The organism is Kitasatospora papulosa (genome assembly GCF_000717245.1).
In the GTDB taxonomy this organism is placed as follows: Bacteria; Actinomycetota; Actinomycetes; order Streptomycetales; family Streptomycetaceae; genus Streptomyces; species Streptomyces papulosus.
This window is the reverse complement of the sequence record NZ_JNYQ01000003.1, coordinates 485,276-502,186: the sequence shown is the minus strand read 5'-3', so window position 1 is coordinate 502,186 and position 16,911 is coordinate 485,276. Positions and strand designations below refer to the sequence as shown.

Genomic DNA, 16,911 nt, shown 5'->3' with positions numbered 1-16,911 from the left:
GTCCCCTCCCCGGGTCGCGGAACGTGGGTACGCTGCTGGGCATGACGGACCACCCCCGTAACGCGCGGCACGGTTCGAGCCAGGTCCCGAGCACGGTGTGGACGGGACGGGCCACCAACCGCTTCCAGTGGCTGCTCGCGGCCGTGGGGGCGGCGTTCCTGGCACTCGGCATCGAACTGGCCGTCGACTCGGCCTGGGGCGGCGGATTCGCCCCCCTGCTCATGTCCGTCATCGGCTGTGTCGCCGCCGGACTCCTGATCCTCTTCGGGACCCTCGCCTTCGTGCACGTGGCCGTCAAGGTCGACGGGGACGCCCTCGAGGTGCGCTGCGGTCACGCCGGGCTCCCCAGGCGCCGGATCCTGCTCACCCATGTGGTGGGCGCGGAGTTCGCCCCCACGGTCACCCCGCGCCAGTGGGGCGGCTGGGGCTACCGCTGGCGGCCCGAACAGGGCACGGCCGTCGTCGTGCGCCGCGGGGAGGCGCTGGTGCTCCGGCTGGGGGACGGCATGACCTTCACCGTCACCGTCGACGACGCCGAGGCAGCCGTGCGTTTCATCCGCGACCGCCTGCACCTCACGGCCACCGGGAAGACCCCGGCGCCCTGAGACGGCGGGCCGGAGCGGCTGCCGGGCCCTCAGCGGCCCACCGTAGACTCCGGCAGGTGAGCGCCACCATCACCACCGTCGAACCGCCGCCCGTCCCCGCGCCCCGCAGCAGCACGCTGTGGCCGAGGCTCGCCAGGCCGGCCGCAGCCGTGCTGTCCGGCGCCCTGCTCTACGCGAGCTTCCCGCCCCGGCCCCTGTGGTGGCTGGTGCTGCCGGGCTTCGCCCTGCTGGGCTGGGTCCTCTCGGCACGCAAGCTGCGCGCGGCGCTGGGCCTCGGCCTCCTCGCGGGCCTCGGCTTCATGCTCCCGCTGCTCCACTGGACGGGGGAGGAGGTCGGCCCCGTCCCCTGGCTCGCGCTCGCACTCGCCGAAGCGGTGTTCGTCGCCGTCGGCTGCGTCGGTGTCGCCGCGGTCTCCCGGCTGCCGTACTGGCCGGTCTGGGCCGCTGCCGTCTGGACCCTCGACGAGGCGGTGCGCGCCCGCGTTCCCTTCGGCGGCTTCCCCTGGGGCAAGATCGCCTTCGGCCAGGCCGACAGCGCGTTCCTCCCGCTCGCCGCACTCGGCGGCACCCCGCTGCTCTCGTTCGCCGTCGTGCTGTGCGGCTTCGGGCTCCTGGAGGCCGTCCGGCAGGTCCGCCGGCACCGTGCCGCGGGCACCGTGCCGCGCTCCGCCGTCGTCGCCGCCGTCGTCACCGTGGCCGCGCCGGTCGCCACGGCCCTGGCGGCCCTTCCGCTCGTGGACGACTCGCCCGAGGACGGCACGGCCACGGTCGCCGCCGTCCAGGGCAACGTGCCGCGCCTGGGACTCGACTTCAACTCCCAGCGCCGGGCCGTCCTGGACAATCACGCGAACCGGACCGAGCAGCTCGCCCGCGACGTGAAGGCGGGGAAGGTGCCCCAGCCCGACTTCGTCCTCTGGCCGGAGAACTCCTCGGACCTCGACCCGTACCGCAACGCCGACGCACGCGAGGCCATCGACCGGGCCGTGCGGGCCATCGGCGCCCCCACCGTCATCGGCGCCGTCCTCACCCCCGACACCGGGCCGCTGCGCAACACACTGATCGAGTGGGACCCGAAGAACGGCCCCGTGGACACCTACGACAAGCGGCACATCCAGCCGTTCGGCGAGTACATGCCAATGCGGTCCGTGGCACGCGTCTTCAGCAAGGACGTCGACCGCGTGCAGAGGGACTTCGGCCGGGGCCGCACGGTCGGTGTGTTCGACCTCGCGGGCACGAAGGTCGGGCTCGTGACCTGCTACGAGGCCGCCTTCGACGACGCCGTGCGCGACACCGTCAAGAACGGCGGACAGCTGATCGCCGTGCCGAGCAACAACGCCACCTTCGGACGGAGCGAGATGACCTACCAGCAGCTGGCCATGAGCCAGGTGCGGGCGGTCGAGCACGGGCGGTCCGTCGTCGTGCCCGTCACCAGCGGCGTCAGCGCGGTGATCAGGCCGGACGGCACGATCGTGGAGAAGACGAAGATGTTCACCCCGGACGCGCTGGTCGACGAGGTGCCCCTGCGGTCCTCGCTCACGCCCGCCACCAGGATGGGGGCCCTGCCGGAAGGCGTCCTGGCGCTGCTCGCCCTGAGCGGGCTCGGCTGGGCCACCGCCCGGTCGGTGCGTGCCCGGAACGGGCGGAAGGGTGCGGCGGCGGCCGCACCGGAGGACGTTCCGGCCGGGACGTAGGCTCCTCGCATGGGCACTCCAGACTTCATCCGCGACATCCGCGCCACCGCCGGCCACCAGCTGCTCCTGCTGCCGGGGGTGACCGCGGTCGTCTTCGACGACGCGGGCAGGGTCCTGCTCGGCCGCCGGTCGGACACCGGCAAGTGGTCGGTCATCGGTGGCATCGGGGAGCCCGGCGAGGAACCCGCGCTGACAGCGGAGCGCGAGGTGTACGAGGAGACGGCGGTGCGCTGTGTCGCGGAGCGGGTCGTGCTCACCCAGGCGCTGAAGCCGGTGCAGTACGCCAACGGGGACCGCTGCCAGTACGTCGACATCACCTTCCGCTGCCGTGCGGTCGGGGGCGAGGCCCGGGTGAACGACGACGAGTCGCTGGAAGTCGCGTGGTTCGACGTCGACGCCCTGCCGCCGCTGAGCGAGTTCTCGCTGTTCCGTATCAAGCAGTCCCTCACCGACGGCCCTACCTGGTTCGCGCGCACGCCGGACGCCTGACACGCGGGGCCGGGGCGCGGGAAGTGGCGTTCAGGCGACCTCCCCAGGTGCCTGGAACGACCGCTTCCCGTGGTGCCCGTCCGGAGTTCAGGAACTGACGTGTCCTGGGCGACCTCGGGACCGTCTCACCCGTGAGCGCCTCCGTAAACCTGCCCGCTCGGGAGAATCACGGGCGGGGCGGTCCCCCGGACCGCCCCCATCAGGTCACGCGCGGTTCCCAGGGTGGAAAATCCCCCCGCGAGCAGGCGTGAAGTATCTGTGAAGGGGCACCGGGTGTTCATGCTGCCTGTCGTGCTCGTACTCCTCCTCGGCCTCGTCCTGCTCTGCGCCGGGTTCGCGCTGGAGGAGATGTGAGGGAGCGCGCTCACCGCGCCCGCCGTTCCCGTCTCCTGGTGCCGTGCTCCTCTTCTGCCACAGCCCGCGAAAGGCCTGGTGGCGGCAGGTCCGACGCGAGCCGCAGGGCCGGGTCGTGCGCTCCCCGGCTGCCGCTCGGGGCCGGGCGGAACGAGTGTGATGATGGTCGCCGTCGTGGCGGGTGCGAAGCCGTCCGGGGCGTCGTTGCGATGGCATACGCTGCGCAGGAACGGTGATGACGGGCATGAGAGAAGGGGTCACTTCGGTGGCAGAGCAAGAGATATCGACCCGCCTGGTGGAGCTGCTGACGCAGCAGCGGGAGTCGCTGGGCGCCGCTTGGCTGGAGAACGTCTCGGCCACGCTGCGGGGGCGGATCTCCGTCGCGGAGCTGGACCGTGAGCTGCGGGAGCTGTACTCCGCGCTGGTGGACGGCCTCCGGACGGGGGGATTCGACTGGCAGGGCGACTCGTACGCAGAAGTCCGCGCCCTCCTCGGCGAGCTGTCGCGGAACCGCGCACGCCAGGGCTTCTCGCCCACCGAGACCGCGGTCAGCGTGCTCGCAGGCAAGGAGATCCTCGAACCCACGACCGAGACGTCGGCCGAGGACATCCAGGCCTACCTCCGGCTGAGCCGCCTCATGGACGCGCTCGGGCTGTACACGCTCGAGGTGTACGCGAAGACCCGCGAGGAGATCATCAGCGCCCAGTCCGAGCAGCTGATGGAGTTGTCCACCCCGGTGGTGAAGCTGTGGGAGGGCGTCGTCGCCGTCCCTCTGGTGGGCACCCTCGACTCGGCGCGCACCCAGGTCGTCATGGAGAAGCTTCTCCAGACCCTTGTGGACACCGGTTCCGACCAGGCGATCATCGACATCACCGGTGTCCCCGCCGTCGACACCGAGGTCGCCCAGCATCTGCTCAAGACGGTCGTCGCCGCGCGGCTGATGGGTGCTGAGTGCACCATCTCGGGTATCCGCCCGCAGATCGCCCAGACGATCGTGGCGCTCGGCATCCAGTTCGGCGACATCGTCACCAAGGCCACGCTCGCCGACGCGCTCAAGCACGCCCTGCGACGCAACAGCGTCGACCTCGGCCGGGCCGGAGGCGCAGCGTGACCGAGCGAGTCCCCGTGCTGAAGATCGGCGACGTCCTGCTGGTGTCCATCCAGGTCGACCTGGAGGACCAGACCGTCCTGGACCTGCAGGACGACCTCGCGGCGCGCATCGTGGCGACCGGTGCGTCCGGCGTCGTCATCGACATCACCGCGGTGGAGATCGTCGACTCGTTCGTCGGCCGCATGCTGGCGACGACGGCCGCCATCTCGCGCATGCTGGATGCCGAGACCGTCGTGGTGGGCATGCGGCCCGCCGTCGCCATCACCCTCGTCGAGCTGGGCCTCTCGCTCGGCGGCGTCCGTACGGCTCTCACCCTGGAGAAGGGGCTCGACATGCTGGCCCGGCCCGACAGTCGCCCCCCGGCGAAGCCGTGAGCGGGCCCCGGCCCGTCCCCGACGCAGACCACGAGACGATCACCATCGAGTCGAACGACGACGTGGTCCGAGCCCGCCAGCTGGTGCGCACCCTTGCCCAGCGGTGCAAGCTCTCCCTCGTCGACCAGACCAAACTGGTCACCGCCGCGAGCGAACTCGCGCGCAACACCCTGGTGTACGGAGGCGGCGGCGTCATGCGCACCGGACTCGTCCGCCGGGACAGCCGGGTGGGTGTCACGGCCGTCTTCGAGGACTCCGGCCCCGGCATCCCGGACCTGGACCTCGCCCTGACCGACGGATGGACGTCGGGCGGCGGCCTCGGCCTGGGCCTCAGCGGAGCCCGGAGGCTGGTGGACGACTTCACCCTCGACACCGAGGTCGGCCGGGGCACGCAGGTTGCGGTGACCAAATGGGCCCGCTGAACCTGCCCCTGCTGGAATCCGAGGACATCGCCTGGTTCCGTGACGACGACTCGCTCCCCGCGTCGACGAGGGGAGCCGCTGCGGCGCTCGCCCGGCGCCTCGGGTTCGACGAAGTGCGTTGCGCCGAGGTCGCGCTCGCGGTGAGCGAGGCCGCCTCCAATCTGCGCAAGCACGCCGTCGACGGAGCGCTGCTGCTCCGGGTCGTGCGCACGGAGCACGACGCCGGGCTCGAATTCGTCACGACGGACGAGGGGCCCGGTATGGCCGATGTCGCCGGGTGCCTGGTGGACGGCTCGTCCTCGGCGGGCACGCTGGGTATCGGCTTGGGCGCGATCGTCCGCCTCGCCGACACCTTTGACGTGCACTCACTGCCCGGAAAGGGCACGGCCATGTCCGCCCGCTTCTGGACGAAGGACGCCGCGGGCCGTTCCGCCGCCGTGGGTGAGCCCGTCGTCGCCGGACTCACCCGGCCCCTCACGGGGGAGTCCGTCTGCGGGGACGCCTGGGCCGCGCGCGCCGTCGGCGACCGCGAGCACATACCGACGCCACCTGCCGAGCGGCGGGTGACGGGACGCGAATCCCCGGCGGAACCGCTCGGATGGGCCGCGCTGACCGGTTTCCGGCCTGAGCCGGACCGGGCACGGCCGGCGAAGGCCGTGCAGGAGCGGACGGACAGGACCGAGGGGCCCGCCCTGCTCATGATGTTCTGTGACGGACTCGGCCACGGTCCTCTCGCGCACCGTGCCTCCCAGACGGCGGTGGCGGCGTTCCGCGACAGCCGGTCGCAGACCCCCGAAGGCGTGCTCACCGACATGCACAAGGCACTCCGCGGAAGCCGTGGGGGAGCGGTCGCCGTGGTGCGCGTCGAATCGCTGACGAGGAGCGTCCACTTCTGCGGCGTGGGCAACGTGAGCACCTTCGTCGTGGACGCGGACACGGACGAGAGGCGTGCCCTCCTCTCGTCGCCCGGGATCGTGGGCCACCAGCTTCCGACGCTCCGTACCGTGCGTCAGGAGCTCCCGCGCCACGGCGGCGTGGTCATGCATTCCGACGGGCTCACCGAACGCTGGCAGCCGGCCGCCCTGCCCGGCTTCCTGTCGCACACCCCGCTGGTGGCCGCGGCGCAGCTGCTCCGGGAGGCGGGCATACGCAGGGACGACGCAGGCGTCGCCGTACTGAAAGGAAGCTGGTGACTTCGACCGCGGCCGACGGCACCCTCCACCTCGTCACGATCCGCATCACCACGGAGCAGGACGTCTTCGCCCTCCGCCGCAGCGGCAAGGCGGCCGCCGAGGCCCTGGGCGCGGAGGGACAGGACCAGATACGCCTGGCGACCGCCCTGAGCGAGCTGGGCCGTGATCTGCTCGGCTCGTCCGAACTGAGGGTCGCCCTGAGCGCGGAACAGGGCGCACAGCCCGTGCTGCGCGCGGCGCTCCACTGGGGGGACGGCCCCGGCCCCGGCGCCGAGTCGCTGCGGGCCGCCTCCCGCCTGGTCCAGGTGCACCACGAGGACGGTGGCCGGACGCTGCTGATCGAGCAGCAGCTCACGGCGGGCGCGCAGACCGCCGAGAGCGTGCGCAGGGCACGGGACCTCCTCGTCGAGCGCAACGGCGGCGGCGTCCTCGAGGACGCCCGCGCCCAGACCAGCGATCTGATCGCCGCGCTCGAGGAGTCGCGGGAGCAGAAGGAGGAGCTCCGCCGTCTCAACGAGGAGCTGGAGGAGACCAACCGGGGAGTGGTAGCCCTCTACTCCGAGCTGTCCGAGGAGTTGGAGGAGACCAACAGAGGGGTCGTCGCCCTCTACGCGGAACTGGACGAGAAGTCGCGCCAGCTGAGGGAGGCCAGCGAGGCCAAGACCCGGTTCTGGGCGAACGTCAGCCATGAACTGCGGACGCCGGTCAACTCCGTGGTGGGCCTCGCCCGGCTCCTGAACGACGCCGGCTCCGACGGGCTCGACGAGGAACAGCGCAGACAGGTCTCCCTGATCTCCGCCTCCGGAGCCACGCTGCTCGCGCTCGTCGACGAACTTTTGGACGTCGCCAAGGCCGAATCGGGCCGCCTCGAACCGCACATGGCGCAGGTCGACCTGCGGGCCGTACTCGGCCAGCTGCGCGGAACGCTCAAGGGATACGGCGCGCGGGGCGAGGTGGAGCTGTCGGTCGCCACATCCGGCCTCCCGCTCGTCACCGACGAGGTGATGCTCACCCGCATCCTGCGCAACCTCCTGTCCAACGCGCTCAAGTTCACCGAGCACGGCACCGTGAGCCTGGAGGTCGAGGCCGAGGACGGACCCGGGGGCGACCACGTGGTCTTCACGGTGACGGACACGGGAATCGGCATCCCCGAGGAGGAGCAGCAGCAGATCTTCGAGGAGTTCTACCAGGTGCGCGGCCCGCACCAGCGCGGGCGTTCCGGAACCGGCCTCGGTCTGCCCTACGCCCGGCGGCTCACGGAGCTCCTCGGCGGAAGCCTGGTACTCACGAGCGGCCCGGGTCAGGGGACCCGGGTCACCGTCAGGCTGCCCGCCGGACAGGCCCCCGCCGACGCGGGCGCCGGCCACACCGGGCATCGCCCGGCTCTCGCGCTGCTGGTCACCGTGGACGACGACGAGACGTTCCGCGGCACCGTCCGTCCCGTCCTGGCACAGCTGGCCGGCCGGGTGGTGGAGGTCGGAGAAGGCGGCCTGGCGATCTCCACCGTGCGCGCCGAACGGCCGGACGCGGTCCTCCTCGATCTACACATGCCGGACATGGACGGCTACACGGTCCTGGCCGGACTCGCCGACGACCCCGAGCTGCGCGGCACACCGGTCGTGGTCGTCACCTCGGCCCCCACCGAGGCGCTGGACAAGGACAGACTGGCCCACGCGCGAGCCGTCCTCGACAAGTCCACGCTCACCCTCGCGCAACTCGTCTCCGCCTTCGGAGACGCGCACAGCCCCCGCACAGCCGGAGAGGACGGCGGTCAGTGAGTACCCACGCGCACCTGGACAGCGCCGTCGCGACGGTCATGGTGCTCGACGACAACGACACGAAGCGTTACATCGTGGGCAGCTGGCTGCGACGCGCCGGGCACACGGTGGTGGAGGCGGCCGACGGGGCCGAGGGCCTGGCCCTACTGGCCGGTGCCTCCGACGCGGACCTGCCGGAACTGGCCGTCGTGGACGTACGTCTGCCGGACATGAGCGGGTTCGAGGTGTGCGAGCAGATCAAGGCGGACCCGCGCACCGCCTCCCTGCCCGTCATCCACGTCTCGGCGTCGGCCGTCGAGGTGAGCGACCGCGCCCAGGGCCTGCACCGTGGAGCCGACGCCTATCTGACCGAGCCCATCGCGCCCGACGAACTGCTGGCCACCGTCACGGCCGCACTGCGCTACGCCCGGGCCCGGCGGCGTGCCGAGCGGCTCGCGCGGCGCGTGGCCGCGCTGAACAGCAGCACCCTCGCCGTGTACGGCGCGCGGGACGGTGAGGCCTTCACCGCCGCTGCCGCCGCGGGGGCGGCCGCTCTGATGGCCTCGCCCGCCGTCGCGATCTCCCTGAGCCCCGACAACCGCACACTCCTGCTCGCCGCTGCTGCCGCTGCCCCGCCGGGCCTGTCCGGCCCCACGGAGCCCCTGGTGGTCCCGGAGCAGCCCGCGGCGTCCGTCCGGCAGGCGGACCTGCGTGTCCTGGACCTGCTCTGCGAGACGGCTCTCGGGGACGGCATCGGGACGGACATGGTGCTTCTGTCCGGTGAGCAGTGGAAGAGCCTCGTCCCAGGGGACCCGTCCGGCGGGGCCGACGTGTTCCCCGGGCGGGTCGGGCTGGTCCTCGCCCGTACGAAGCAGGGACGCCCGCCCGTGGCACTCGCGGTGGACGCCACGACCCTCGCGGGGGTCGACGACGGCGAACTCCTGTCCCAGCTGGCGCAGGCGTGCGCGCTGGCCCTGGAGGCTCTGCGCAGCCAGAGCGAGGAGCACGCCCTCGTGCTGACCCTGCAGCGCACGTTCCTGCCGGACAGGCTTCCCCAGGTGCCCGGCGTGGACATGGCGGTGCGGTACGAGCCGGCCGCCGATCACGCCGAGATCGGCGGCGACTTCTACGAGGCCATCCAGACCCCCGACGGCCTGCTGCTCGCCATCGGTGACGTGGCCGGGCATTCCCTCCAGGCCGCCATGGTCATGGGCGAGGTACGCCACGCGCTACGCGCCTACGCCATCGAGGGGCACGATCCCCGGACCCTGCTGGACCGCCTGGACGCCCTGCTGGTGCGGCTGCGCCCCTCCATCACCGTCACCGTCTGCCTCGTCCTGGTGGAGACCGGCGGCCGGCGGATCCACGTCGCCAACGCGGGCCACATACCACCGCTGCTGAGACGCACCGACGGTTCCACGCGCTATCTGACGGAGCACGGCCCGCTGCTCGGCCTGCAACTGCCGCATCCGCCCGCGACGCCCCATGACGTGGCGGAGGGCTCCACGATCCTGCTGCTCACCGACGGGCTGATCGAGGTGCCGGGGGAGGACCTCGACGACAGCATGGACGCGCTGAGCGACACGCTCCGAGGCGCGCCCCAGGAACTGGGGGAGCTGTGCGACGTACTGCTCGACACCTTCGGAAAGGGAAAGACGGATGACATCGCGCTGCTGGCGGCCCGGCTCCTGTGACGTCCGGCGCACTCCGGCCCGCGCCCGCCGTGACCGGGCCGTCCAACCCGTGCTCGGGGGGTGCTGACGGTGCCTGACCGCGCGCTGGTAGTCACCGCCGACCACAGTCCTTCCGGCGCGGTCGTCCTGCGGCTCGAGGGAGTGCTCGACCACCTCACCGCCGCCCGTTTCCGCAGGACCGTCGAGGAGATCCCCCTGCGCGCGGAGTCACCGCTCGTCCTCGACATGTCCCAGCTCTCGTTCTGCGACTCGGTGGGACTCACGGAGCTCCTCCTCGCCCACCGCAGGGCCCGGACGGCGAGTACGTCGGTCCTGCTCGTGGGCGTGTCCAGGGAACTCGGCCATCTCCTCGAACTCACCGGGGTCGACAGGGTGCTTACCGCCGGGGAGGGCCCCGTCGGCGGGCCGGGAGACGGATCCCGGCCCGCCCGCGAATGAGGGGTCAGACGCTCCGGGCGTCGGCGGGGAGCGTCGTGGCGTCCGCCGGTGCCCGGCCGGAGTCCGGCTCGATCTCCGTGAGGTCGCGGTTCCTGGTCTCCTTCGCGCAGACGATCGCCAGCACGGTGAGCAGCGAGGCGGCGATGACGTACAGCGAGATCGGAGTCGAACTGCCGAAGTCGGCGAGGAGCGCGGTGGCGATGAGCGGTGCCGGGGCCCCTGCGGCGACCGACGAGAACTGGGCGCCGATCGAGGCTCCCGAGTAGCGCATCCTGGTCGCGAACATCTCCGCGAAGAAGGCCGCCTGCGGTGCGTACATGGCACCGTGGAAGACCAGTCCCACGGTGACGGCGAGCAGCAGGCTTCCGAAGCTCCTGCTGTCGATCAGCGCGAAGAACGGGAACATCCACAGGGCCACACCGATGGCACCGACCAGATAGACGGGCCTGCGCCCCACCCGGTCGGACAGCGCCCCCCACAGCGGGATCACGGCGAAGTGCACGGCGGACGCGACGAGTACGGCGTTCAGGGCGGTCTGCTTGCTCAGCTCCGCGGAGGTCGTCGCGTACACGAGGATGAACGCGGTGATCACGTAGTAGCTGATGTTCTCGGCCATCCGGGCGCCCATGGCGATCAGGACATCCCGCCAGTGATGCCGCAGGACGGCGACCAGGGGCATCCTCTCGGCCGGCGCGGCGGCCGCCTTGCGCTGTTCGGCCTGGGCCAGTGCCGCCTTGAAGACAGGCGACTCGTCGACGGAGAGACGAATCCACAGTCCGAGGATCACGAGCACACCGGAGAGGAGGAAGGGGATCCGCCAGCCCCAGGACTCGAAGGCGGACTCGGACAGGAGCGCGGTGAGGGCGGAGAGCACGGCGGTCGCGAGCAACTGCCCCGCGGGCGCCCCGGTCTGCGGCCACGACGCCCAGAACCCGCGCCGTTGCGCGTCCCCGTGCTCCGACACGAGCAGCACGGCGCCGCCCCACTCGCCACCGAGGGCGAACCCCTGCACCAGGCGAAGGACGGTGAGCAGCACGGGCGCCGCCGAACCGATCGTGGCGTGCGTCGGCAGGAGCCCGATGGCGAAGGTCGCGCCTCCCATCATCAACAGGCTGAGCACCAGTAGCTTCTTGCGCCCGAGCCGGTCACCGTAATGCCCGAACACCAGGGCCCCGATGGGGCGTGCGGCGAATCCCACGGCATAGGTGAGGAAGGAGAGAAGGGTGCCGACGAGCGGGTCGGACCCGGGGAAGAACAGCTTGTTGAACACCAGCGCGGCAGCGGAGCCGTAGAGGAAGAAGTCGTACCACTCCACCGTGGTCCCGACGAGGCTCGCGGCGACGATGCGGCGAAGGTTGGACGGGGGTGGGGGAGCGGTTGCTGGGGCGGCCATGGATACCACTTCCGGACAGTTGGCGGGGACGTTTCCGTGTCGCCATACCGTAGGAAGGGGCAGGTCGGTGGCGTATGTGGCGGGACACCACAGTTCCGGGTGCGGGAGTGCGCCTGTCCACCATGGAGGCGGGGCCGTGTTCGGGACGGGACCCGCACGAGGCCGTCCGGCGGGTCCGACGGCCGCCCCGGCGGGCCCGGGGCGGCCGTCGTCAGGTCCGCGTCAGCGGCCGTCCCGCTCCTCGATCGCCGCCGGGCGCGTCTGGGCGGCCCGGATGCGTTCCACGTCGAGCTTGGTGCCGCGGTCGAAGCGGTAGACGCCGTTCTGCTCCTGGAAGACGTCCGTCAGCTGCGTGTAGCAGTAGCCGAACATGGCGGGGTCCTGGAGCAGCACCCCGGTGAGACCGGTGAAGCGTTCGTGGAACTCGTCCTCGTTCCGCACCCGCTCGCCGTACCCCCACGACAGGGTCCGGTCCTCACCGGACTGGGCGGCGGCCTCGGGGTCCCACCAGATCCCGCCGAACTCGCTCACGAAGTACGGCTGCCCCCGGTAGGGCTGCGAGTAGGCCGCCCCGTTCTCGTAGCTGTTGACGAAGGGCTCGCCCTCGGCCAGGCCGGCCATCTGCCGGCGGAAGGCCTCCGGGTCCTGCTCGTAGCTGTGGGAGTCGTAGACGTCTGTCTCCGCGACCCGGTGGGCGTAGCCGGACGCGTCGATAACGGGTCGCGTGGCGTCGAAGGCCTTGGTGGCCAGGAACATCGCGCGTGTGACGTCGTCGAGCACGGTGATGCGGTCGTGCAGCTTCTGGTACGTCTCGTTGAGCGGGCACCAGCCGACGATCGAGGGGTGCGAGTAGTCGCGTTCCACGGCTTCCAGCCACTGGCCGACGTAGGAGGCGTCCGGCTGCTGGTTGTCGCCGGACGAACCGCCCGTCTCGCAGCCCCAGTCGCCGAACTCGCCCCAGACCAGGTAACCGAGGCGGTCCGCGTGGTACAGGAAGCGCTCCTCGAAGACCTTCTGGTGGAGCCTGGCCCCGTTGAAGCCGGCTTCCATGGCGAGCTCGATGTCGCGTACCAGGGCCTCGTCGGTGGGCGCGGTCATCAGCCCGTCGGGGTACCAGCCCTGGTCGAGGACGAGCCGCTGGAAGACCGGGCGCCCGTTGAGGGTCACGGCCTTGCCCCGCAGGCCGACGGCGCGCAGCCCGGCGTAGCTCTCCACCGTGTCGAGCACCTCCCCGCGCTCGTCGACGAGTTCGAGCCGCAGGTCGTACAGGTGCGGGTCGTCCGGACCCCACTCGCGCCTCCTGTCCGCCGGGACGGGGAGGTGGAGGCGGGGCGCGAGGTCCAGGTCGGCGCGCGCCTCGGCCCTGCACACCTCTCCCTCGTCGTCGCTCAGTACCGCGCGCACCACCTGGCCCGGACGGTTCCCGGACAACGGGAGCTCCAGGTGGAAGGCGGAGCCGGCCAGGTCCGGGGTGATCCGAGGACGCCTCAGGTGTGCCTCGTGGACCGGCTCCAGCCAGACGGTCTGCCAGATGCCGGTGACACGCGTGTAGTTGCAGTCGTGATTGGCGTACTTGATCGCCTGCTTGCCACGGGCCTGCGGGCCCGAGCGGGTGTCACGGGCCCGTACGGTGACGACGACGTCCCGCCCGGAGCCCGCGATGTCGCCGAGGTCGGCGGTGAACGGGGTGAAGCCGCCACGATGGCGCGCCACCTCGGTGCCGTCCGCCCAGACCGTCGTGTCGTGGTCGACCGCTCCGAAGTGCAGCAGGACCCGGCGCCCGGCCCAGTCGGCCGGCAGGGTGAGGACACGCCGGTACCAGACGGCCTCGAGGAAGTCGGTGTCGCCGACGCCGGACAGCTCGGACTCGGGCGGGAAGGGGACGAGGATCTGCCCGTCCAGGTCACGGGTGAGGAGACCGCGTTCGAGACCGCTGTCCCCCCGGTCGGTCTCGAACTGCCAGAGGCCGTTCACGTTGAGCCAGTCGCGACGGACGAACTGCGGTCGCGGGTACTCCGGGCGGGGTACGGAGTGAGTGGGCACACATGCTCCAGTGAGTCGTAGGGCGGCGGCGGGCGCCGGCCCCGGGTGGTACGGAGGGACGGGAAGAGGTGCGGGTCAGGCGCCGCCGAGGCCGGTGGTGGCCACCGAGCTCACGATGCGGCGCTGGAAGAGCAGGAACACCACGACCAGCGGGAGCGCCGCCAGCAGGGCCGAGGCCATGGCCTGGGCGTACTGGATGCCGAAGGCGTCCTTGACGGTGGCGAGTCCGACGGGGAGCGTCATCAGGCCGGGGTCGTTGGTGACGATGAACGGCCACATGAAGTTGTTCCACGCGCCGATGAACACGAAGATCGACACGGCTGCCACGATCGGCCTGGACAGCGGCAGCACGACGGACAGGAAGACCCTGACCTCGGACGCGCCGTCGAGCCGGGCGGCGTCCTCCAGCTCCCGGGGGACGCCGTCGAAGAACCTCTTCAGGATGAACACCATCATGGGCGCGACCACTTGGGGCAGGATCATCGCCGCGTAGGTGTCGACCAGGTCGAACATCAGCATCTGCTCGAACAGCGGCACGACGAGGAGCTGCGGCGGGACCATGACCGCGGCGACGGTGACGGTGAGCAGGAGGCGACGGCCGCGGAAGCCGCCCCGCGAGAAGCCGTAGGCCGCCAGCGTGGATACCGCGACGGTGATCAGGGTGACCAGGCCGGCCACGAGGAAGCTGTTGGCCGCCCAGACGGTGACGTTCCCGCGTTCGAGTATCTGCTGGTAGGCGTCCAGGGTGAAGGCGCCCTTGAAGGGGGACAGGCCCGGCTTGGCGACGTCCTGCTCGCTCTGTACGGAGGTGGCCACCGCCCAGACGAGCGGCAGGAGCCAGACGGCCGCCAGGACGACGAGTGCGGTGCCGGCCAGGACGCGCGGCAGCCGGCCGTGGCCGAGGAGCATGGGGGCGCCGGGCCGTTCCCGGGGCGGGAGACGGCGGGCACGCACGGGGCTTGCGGTGGTGGACATCGGTCAGTCCTCCTGGCGGAAGAGGCGGAGCTGCGCGAGCGAGACGACGATGACGAGGGCGAAGAAGACGTAGGACACGGCGGAGGCGTAGCCCAGCCGGTACCCGGTGAACCCGACGTCGTAGACGTACTCGAGGATCGGACGGGTCGAACCGTTCGGGCCGCCCTTGGTGAGGATGTAGATCTGGTCGAACACCTTCAGCGACGCGAGGATCTGGAGCATGGCGACCAGGACGGTGGTCCTGCGCAGCTGCGGAAGGGTCACGGACCACAGACGGCGCCAGGCACCCGCGCCGTCGAGCGCCGCCGCCTCGTCGAAGACCGTGGGCAGGGACTGCAGTGCGGCGAGGTAGAGCAGGAAGTTGAAGCCGACCGTCCACCAGACCGTGAGTGCGGCGACCGACCACATCGCGACGGACTCGTCGGACAGCCAGCCGACCGGTTCGAGGCCGAGCGCCCCGAGCAGTTCGTTGCCGAGGCCGACGTCCGGCTGGTAGAGCCAGGTCCAGATGAGGGTCACCACCGTCACCGGCAGCAGGTAGGGCACGAAGAAGGACAGGCGCCACACCCACTGCCCGGCGAGCCCGCTGTGCACCAGGAGCGCCATGGCGAGTGCGACCAGCACCAGGGGGACGCTGGAGGCCGCGGTGAAGAGGACGGTGTTGCCGAGACTGCTCCACACGTCCGGGTCGCCGAAGGCCTCGGCGTAGTTGTCGAGACCGACGAAGGACGTGTCGCGCAGCGCGAGCGAACTGTCGGTGAAGCTCATCCAGATGCCCTGGAGCACGGGCCACACGAGGAACAGGACGAAGGGGACCGCGAAGGGCAGGACGAAGAGCGGGCCCGGTCCGCGGCGGCCGGTCCTGCGCCGGGGGGACACGACGGGGGGCCGTTCGCCGGTCGGGGCGGGCGCCCCGACGGGCGTGGTGGTGGTCACGTCGGTTACTCCTTCTGCTCGGTCAGGCCACCGGATTGGGCTGCCGCAGCAGCGTGTTCGCCTCGCGGACCATCTGGCGTACCGCCTTCTCGGCGGAGGTGTTGCCCAGCAGTGCCGACTGGAGCGGCTGGCACATGCGGTTCTGGAAGTTCGAGGCGGCGCCGGCGAACCAGTTCGGCGGGTCGAGCACCGCGACCTTCCCCGCGTCGGCGTAGGAGGACTGGGGGTCGAGCTTCGCGTACGCCGGTTCGGCGAGCACGGGCTGGTAGGCGGGGATGTGCCCCGCGCTCGCCCAGGTCAGGCTCTGCTTGAGGATCTCCGCGACGTAGCGGTGCGCCTGCCTGCGGCGGGCCGGGTCGGGGCTGCTCTGGTGCGGCAGGACGTAGCTGTGGGAGTCGGTGTAGACGGCCGGCTTGCCGAACACCTGGGGGAAGGGTGCGGCCCCGAGCGGTATCCCGGACTTCCGAAGCGTCGGAAGCTCCCACTCGCCCAGCATGGCCATGCCGCCGCGACCGCCCAGGAACCCGGCGAGGGCACTGTTGTAGTCGAGGTTGTTGGGATTCGTCCGGCCGTCGAAGAGCTGCTGCATGAACGACACGACCTGCACCGCGGCGTCGGTGTCGATCTCGGCGGGCCCGCCGTCCGGCAGGGTGAAGGCGGCGCCGGTCTGCGCGTAGAGTGCGGCGAACTGCCGCCAGTTCTGGGCCGTGTCGGTGACGTGGCCGAAGAGGATGCCGGACTTGCCCGTCACCTCCGCCAGCGCCTTGCCCGCTTCCAGCATGGCCTTCGGTGAGCCCATGGGGGCGAGTTCGCCCTCGGTGTCGAGGAGACCGGCCCGGTCCGCGGCGTCCCGGTCGTAGAACACGATGAACGGGTGGACGTCCAGGGGGATGGCGTAGACGACCCCTTCGTGCTTCGTACGCGCCCAGACGGCCGGCGTGAAGTGCTTCTCGGTGACGCCGAACTCGGCGAGGAGATCGAGGTCGAACGGGTCCAGCAGCCCGCCCGGGGCGTACCCGGCGAGCCGTGACAGATGCAGGACCGCCACGTCGGAGGCCCGTCCGCCGGCGGCCGACATGGCGAGCTTCGTGTAGTACGACGGTCCCCAGTCCAGGATCGTGCGATCGACGTCGAAGCCGTCGGACCCCTTGGAGACGGCCCGGATCATGTCGTCCATCAGCATGCCGTCACCGCCCTGGAACAGGTCCCACACGTTCAGTGCCGAGGCGTCGGAGGCGGAGGCCCGCGAGGAGCAGCCGGTCAGGGAACCCGTGGCGAGCAGCGCGCTCGCACCGGCCGCTCCGTAACGCAGCAGCCGACGGCGCCCGATGCCGGGGGCCGGGCCGGGGCCGGGCACCGCCGGCACCTCACGGGGATGGGACGAAGAACTCATCGCGGACCTTTCGACGGCCGGACGCTCATGCCGGATCGGCGGT

General features: G+C 71.4%; 16 protein-coding genes. 11 read left to right on the top strand and 5 right to left on the bottom strand.

What is annotated here, in order from left to right; all coding sequences use genetic code 11:
• The first annotated feature begins 41 nt into the window (after positions 1-41).
• The 11 genes from IA22_RS0110685 (at position 42) to IA22_RS0110635 (ending at position 10,128) form a co-directional block, all read left to right on the top strand.
• Positions 42-605, top strand: coding sequence for a hypothetical protein (locus IA22_RS0110685; RefSeq protein WP_030123456.1), 564 nt, complete (start codon positions 42-44; stop codon positions 603-605).
• 56 nt (positions 606-661) lie between these two features.
• Positions 662-2,296, top strand: a complete 1,635-nt coding sequence (gene lnt, locus IA22_RS0110680) for an apolipoprotein N-acyltransferase (protein WP_030123455.1) — start codon at positions 662-664, stop codon at positions 2,294-2,296.
• A gap of 9 nt (positions 2,297-2,305) precedes the next feature.
• The gene (locus tag IA22_RS0110675) at positions 2,306-2,785 is read left to right on the top strand and encodes an NUDIX hydrolase (protein WP_015576049.1); all 480 of its coding nucleotides are present in this window, start codon (positions 2,306-2,308) and stop codon (positions 2,783-2,785) included.
• Between the two features lie 222 nt (positions 2,786-3,007).
• Complete coding sequence (locus IA22_RS37995) at positions 3,008-3,139, top strand: hypothetical protein (RefSeq protein WP_015576048.1); 132 nt, start codon at positions 3,008-3,010, stop codon at positions 3,137-3,139.
• Positions 3,140-3,404: 265 nt separating this feature from the next.
• Entirely contained in the window at positions 3,405-4,250 is an 846-nt protein-coding gene (locus IA22_RS0110665) for an STAS domain-containing protein (RefSeq protein ID WP_015576047.1), read from the top strand.
• Positions 4,247-4,624 carry an STAS domain-containing protein gene (locus tag IA22_RS0110660; protein ID WP_014157783.1) on the top strand — a complete coding sequence of 126 codons (378 nt, stop codon included), beginning with the start codon at positions 4,247-4,249 and terminating at the stop codon, positions 4,622-4,624. Before IA22_RS0110665 ends, IA22_RS0110660 begins: the two co-directional genes overlap by 4 nt.
• Positions 4,621-5,046, top strand: coding sequence for an anti-sigma regulatory factor (locus IA22_RS0110655; protein WP_015576046.1), 426 nt, complete (start codon positions 4,621-4,623; stop codon positions 5,044-5,046). Before IA22_RS0110660 ends, IA22_RS0110655 begins: the two co-directional genes overlap by 4 nt.
• A complete protein-coding gene (locus IA22_RS0110650) occupies positions 5,034-6,239 on the top strand; it encodes an ATP-binding SpoIIE family protein phosphatase (RefSeq protein ID WP_030123454.1) in 1,206 nt (401 codons plus the stop codon). Before IA22_RS0110655 ends, IA22_RS0110650 begins: the two co-directional genes overlap by 13 nt.
• Positions 6,236-8,017, top strand: a complete 1,782-nt coding sequence (locus IA22_RS0110645) for a hybrid sensor histidine kinase/response regulator (RefSeq protein WP_030123453.1) — start codon at positions 6,236-6,238, stop codon at positions 8,015-8,017. The genes IA22_RS0110650 and IA22_RS0110645 overlap by 4 nt, the downstream gene beginning before the upstream one ends.
• Positions 8,014-9,690 carry a fused response regulator/phosphatase gene (locus IA22_RS0110640; RefSeq protein WP_014157787.1) on the top strand — a complete coding sequence of 559 codons (1,677 nt, stop codon included), beginning with the start codon at positions 8,014-8,016 and terminating at the stop codon, positions 9,688-9,690. Before IA22_RS0110645 ends, IA22_RS0110640 begins: the two co-directional genes overlap by 4 nt.
• A gap of 69 nt (positions 9,691-9,759) precedes the next feature.
• Positions 9,760-10,128, top strand: coding sequence for an STAS domain-containing protein (locus IA22_RS0110635; RefSeq protein ID WP_234435356.1), 369 nt, complete (start codon positions 9,760-9,762; stop codon positions 10,126-10,128).
• A 4-nt stretch (positions 10,129-10,132) separates the two neighbouring features.
• Here the strand turns inward: IA22_RS0110635 and IA22_RS0110630 are convergent, their stop codons facing one another.
• From IA22_RS0110630 to IA22_RS0110610, 5 genes are all read right to left on the bottom strand, one after another.
• The gene (locus tag IA22_RS0110630; RefSeq protein WP_030123451.1) at positions 10,133-11,521 is read right to left on the bottom strand and encodes an MFS transporter; all 1,389 of its coding nucleotides are present in this window, start codon (positions 11,519-11,521) and stop codon (positions 10,133-10,135) included.
• A 222-nt stretch (positions 11,522-11,743) separates the two neighbouring features.
• Positions 11,744-13,564, bottom strand: a complete 1,821-nt coding sequence (locus tag IA22_RS0110625; protein ID WP_015576040.1) for a glycoside hydrolase family 2 protein — start codon at positions 13,562-13,564, stop codon at positions 11,744-11,746.
• Positions 13,565-13,639: 75 nt separating this feature from the next.
• Complete coding sequence (locus tag IA22_RS0110620) at positions 13,640-14,539, bottom strand: carbohydrate ABC transporter permease (RefSeq protein ID WP_030123450.1); 900 nt, start codon at positions 14,537-14,539, stop codon at positions 13,640-13,642.
• A gap of 3 nt (positions 14,540-14,542) precedes the next feature.
• The gene (locus IA22_RS0110615) at positions 14,543-15,475 is read right to left on the bottom strand and encodes a carbohydrate ABC transporter permease (protein ID WP_030123449.1); all 933 of its coding nucleotides are present in this window, start codon (positions 15,473-15,475) and stop codon (positions 14,543-14,545) included.
• A 22-nt stretch (positions 15,476-15,497) separates the two neighbouring features.
• Positions 15,498-16,868: an extracellular solute-binding protein gene (locus IA22_RS0110610; protein WP_030123448.1), complete on the bottom strand. Its 1,371-nt coding sequence runs from the start codon at positions 16,866-16,868 to the stop codon at positions 15,498-15,500.
• Positions 16,869-16,911 lie beyond the last annotated feature (43 nt).

What these genes read in the sequence shown, in the direction of transcription:
- IA22_RS0110685 (WP_030123456.1), top strand. Translation starts at nt 42, where the DNA reads ATGACGGACCACCCCCGTAACGCGCGGCACGGTTCGAGCCAGGTCCCG.
- IA22_RS0110675 (WP_015576049.1), top strand. Translation starts at nt 2,306, where the DNA reads ATGGGCACTCCAGACTTCATCCGCGACATCCGCGCCACCGCCGGCCAC.
- IA22_RS0110650 (WP_030123454.1), top strand. Translation starts at nt 5,034, where the DNA reads ATGGGCCCGCTGAACCTGCCCCTGCTGGAATCCGAGGACATCGCCTGG.
- IA22_RS0110630 (WP_030123451.1), bottom strand. Translation starts at nt 11,521, where the DNA reads ATGGCCGCCCCAGCAACCGCTCCCCCACCCCCGTCCAACCTTCGCCGC.
- IA22_RS0110620 (WP_030123450.1), bottom strand. Translation starts at nt 14,539, where the DNA reads ATGTCCACCACCGCAAGCCCCGTGCGTGCCCGCCGTCTCCCGCCCCGG.
- IA22_RS0110610 (WP_030123448.1), bottom strand. Translation starts at nt 16,868, where the DNA reads ATGAGTTCTTCGTCCCATCCCCGTGAGGTGCCGGCGGTGCCCGGCCCC.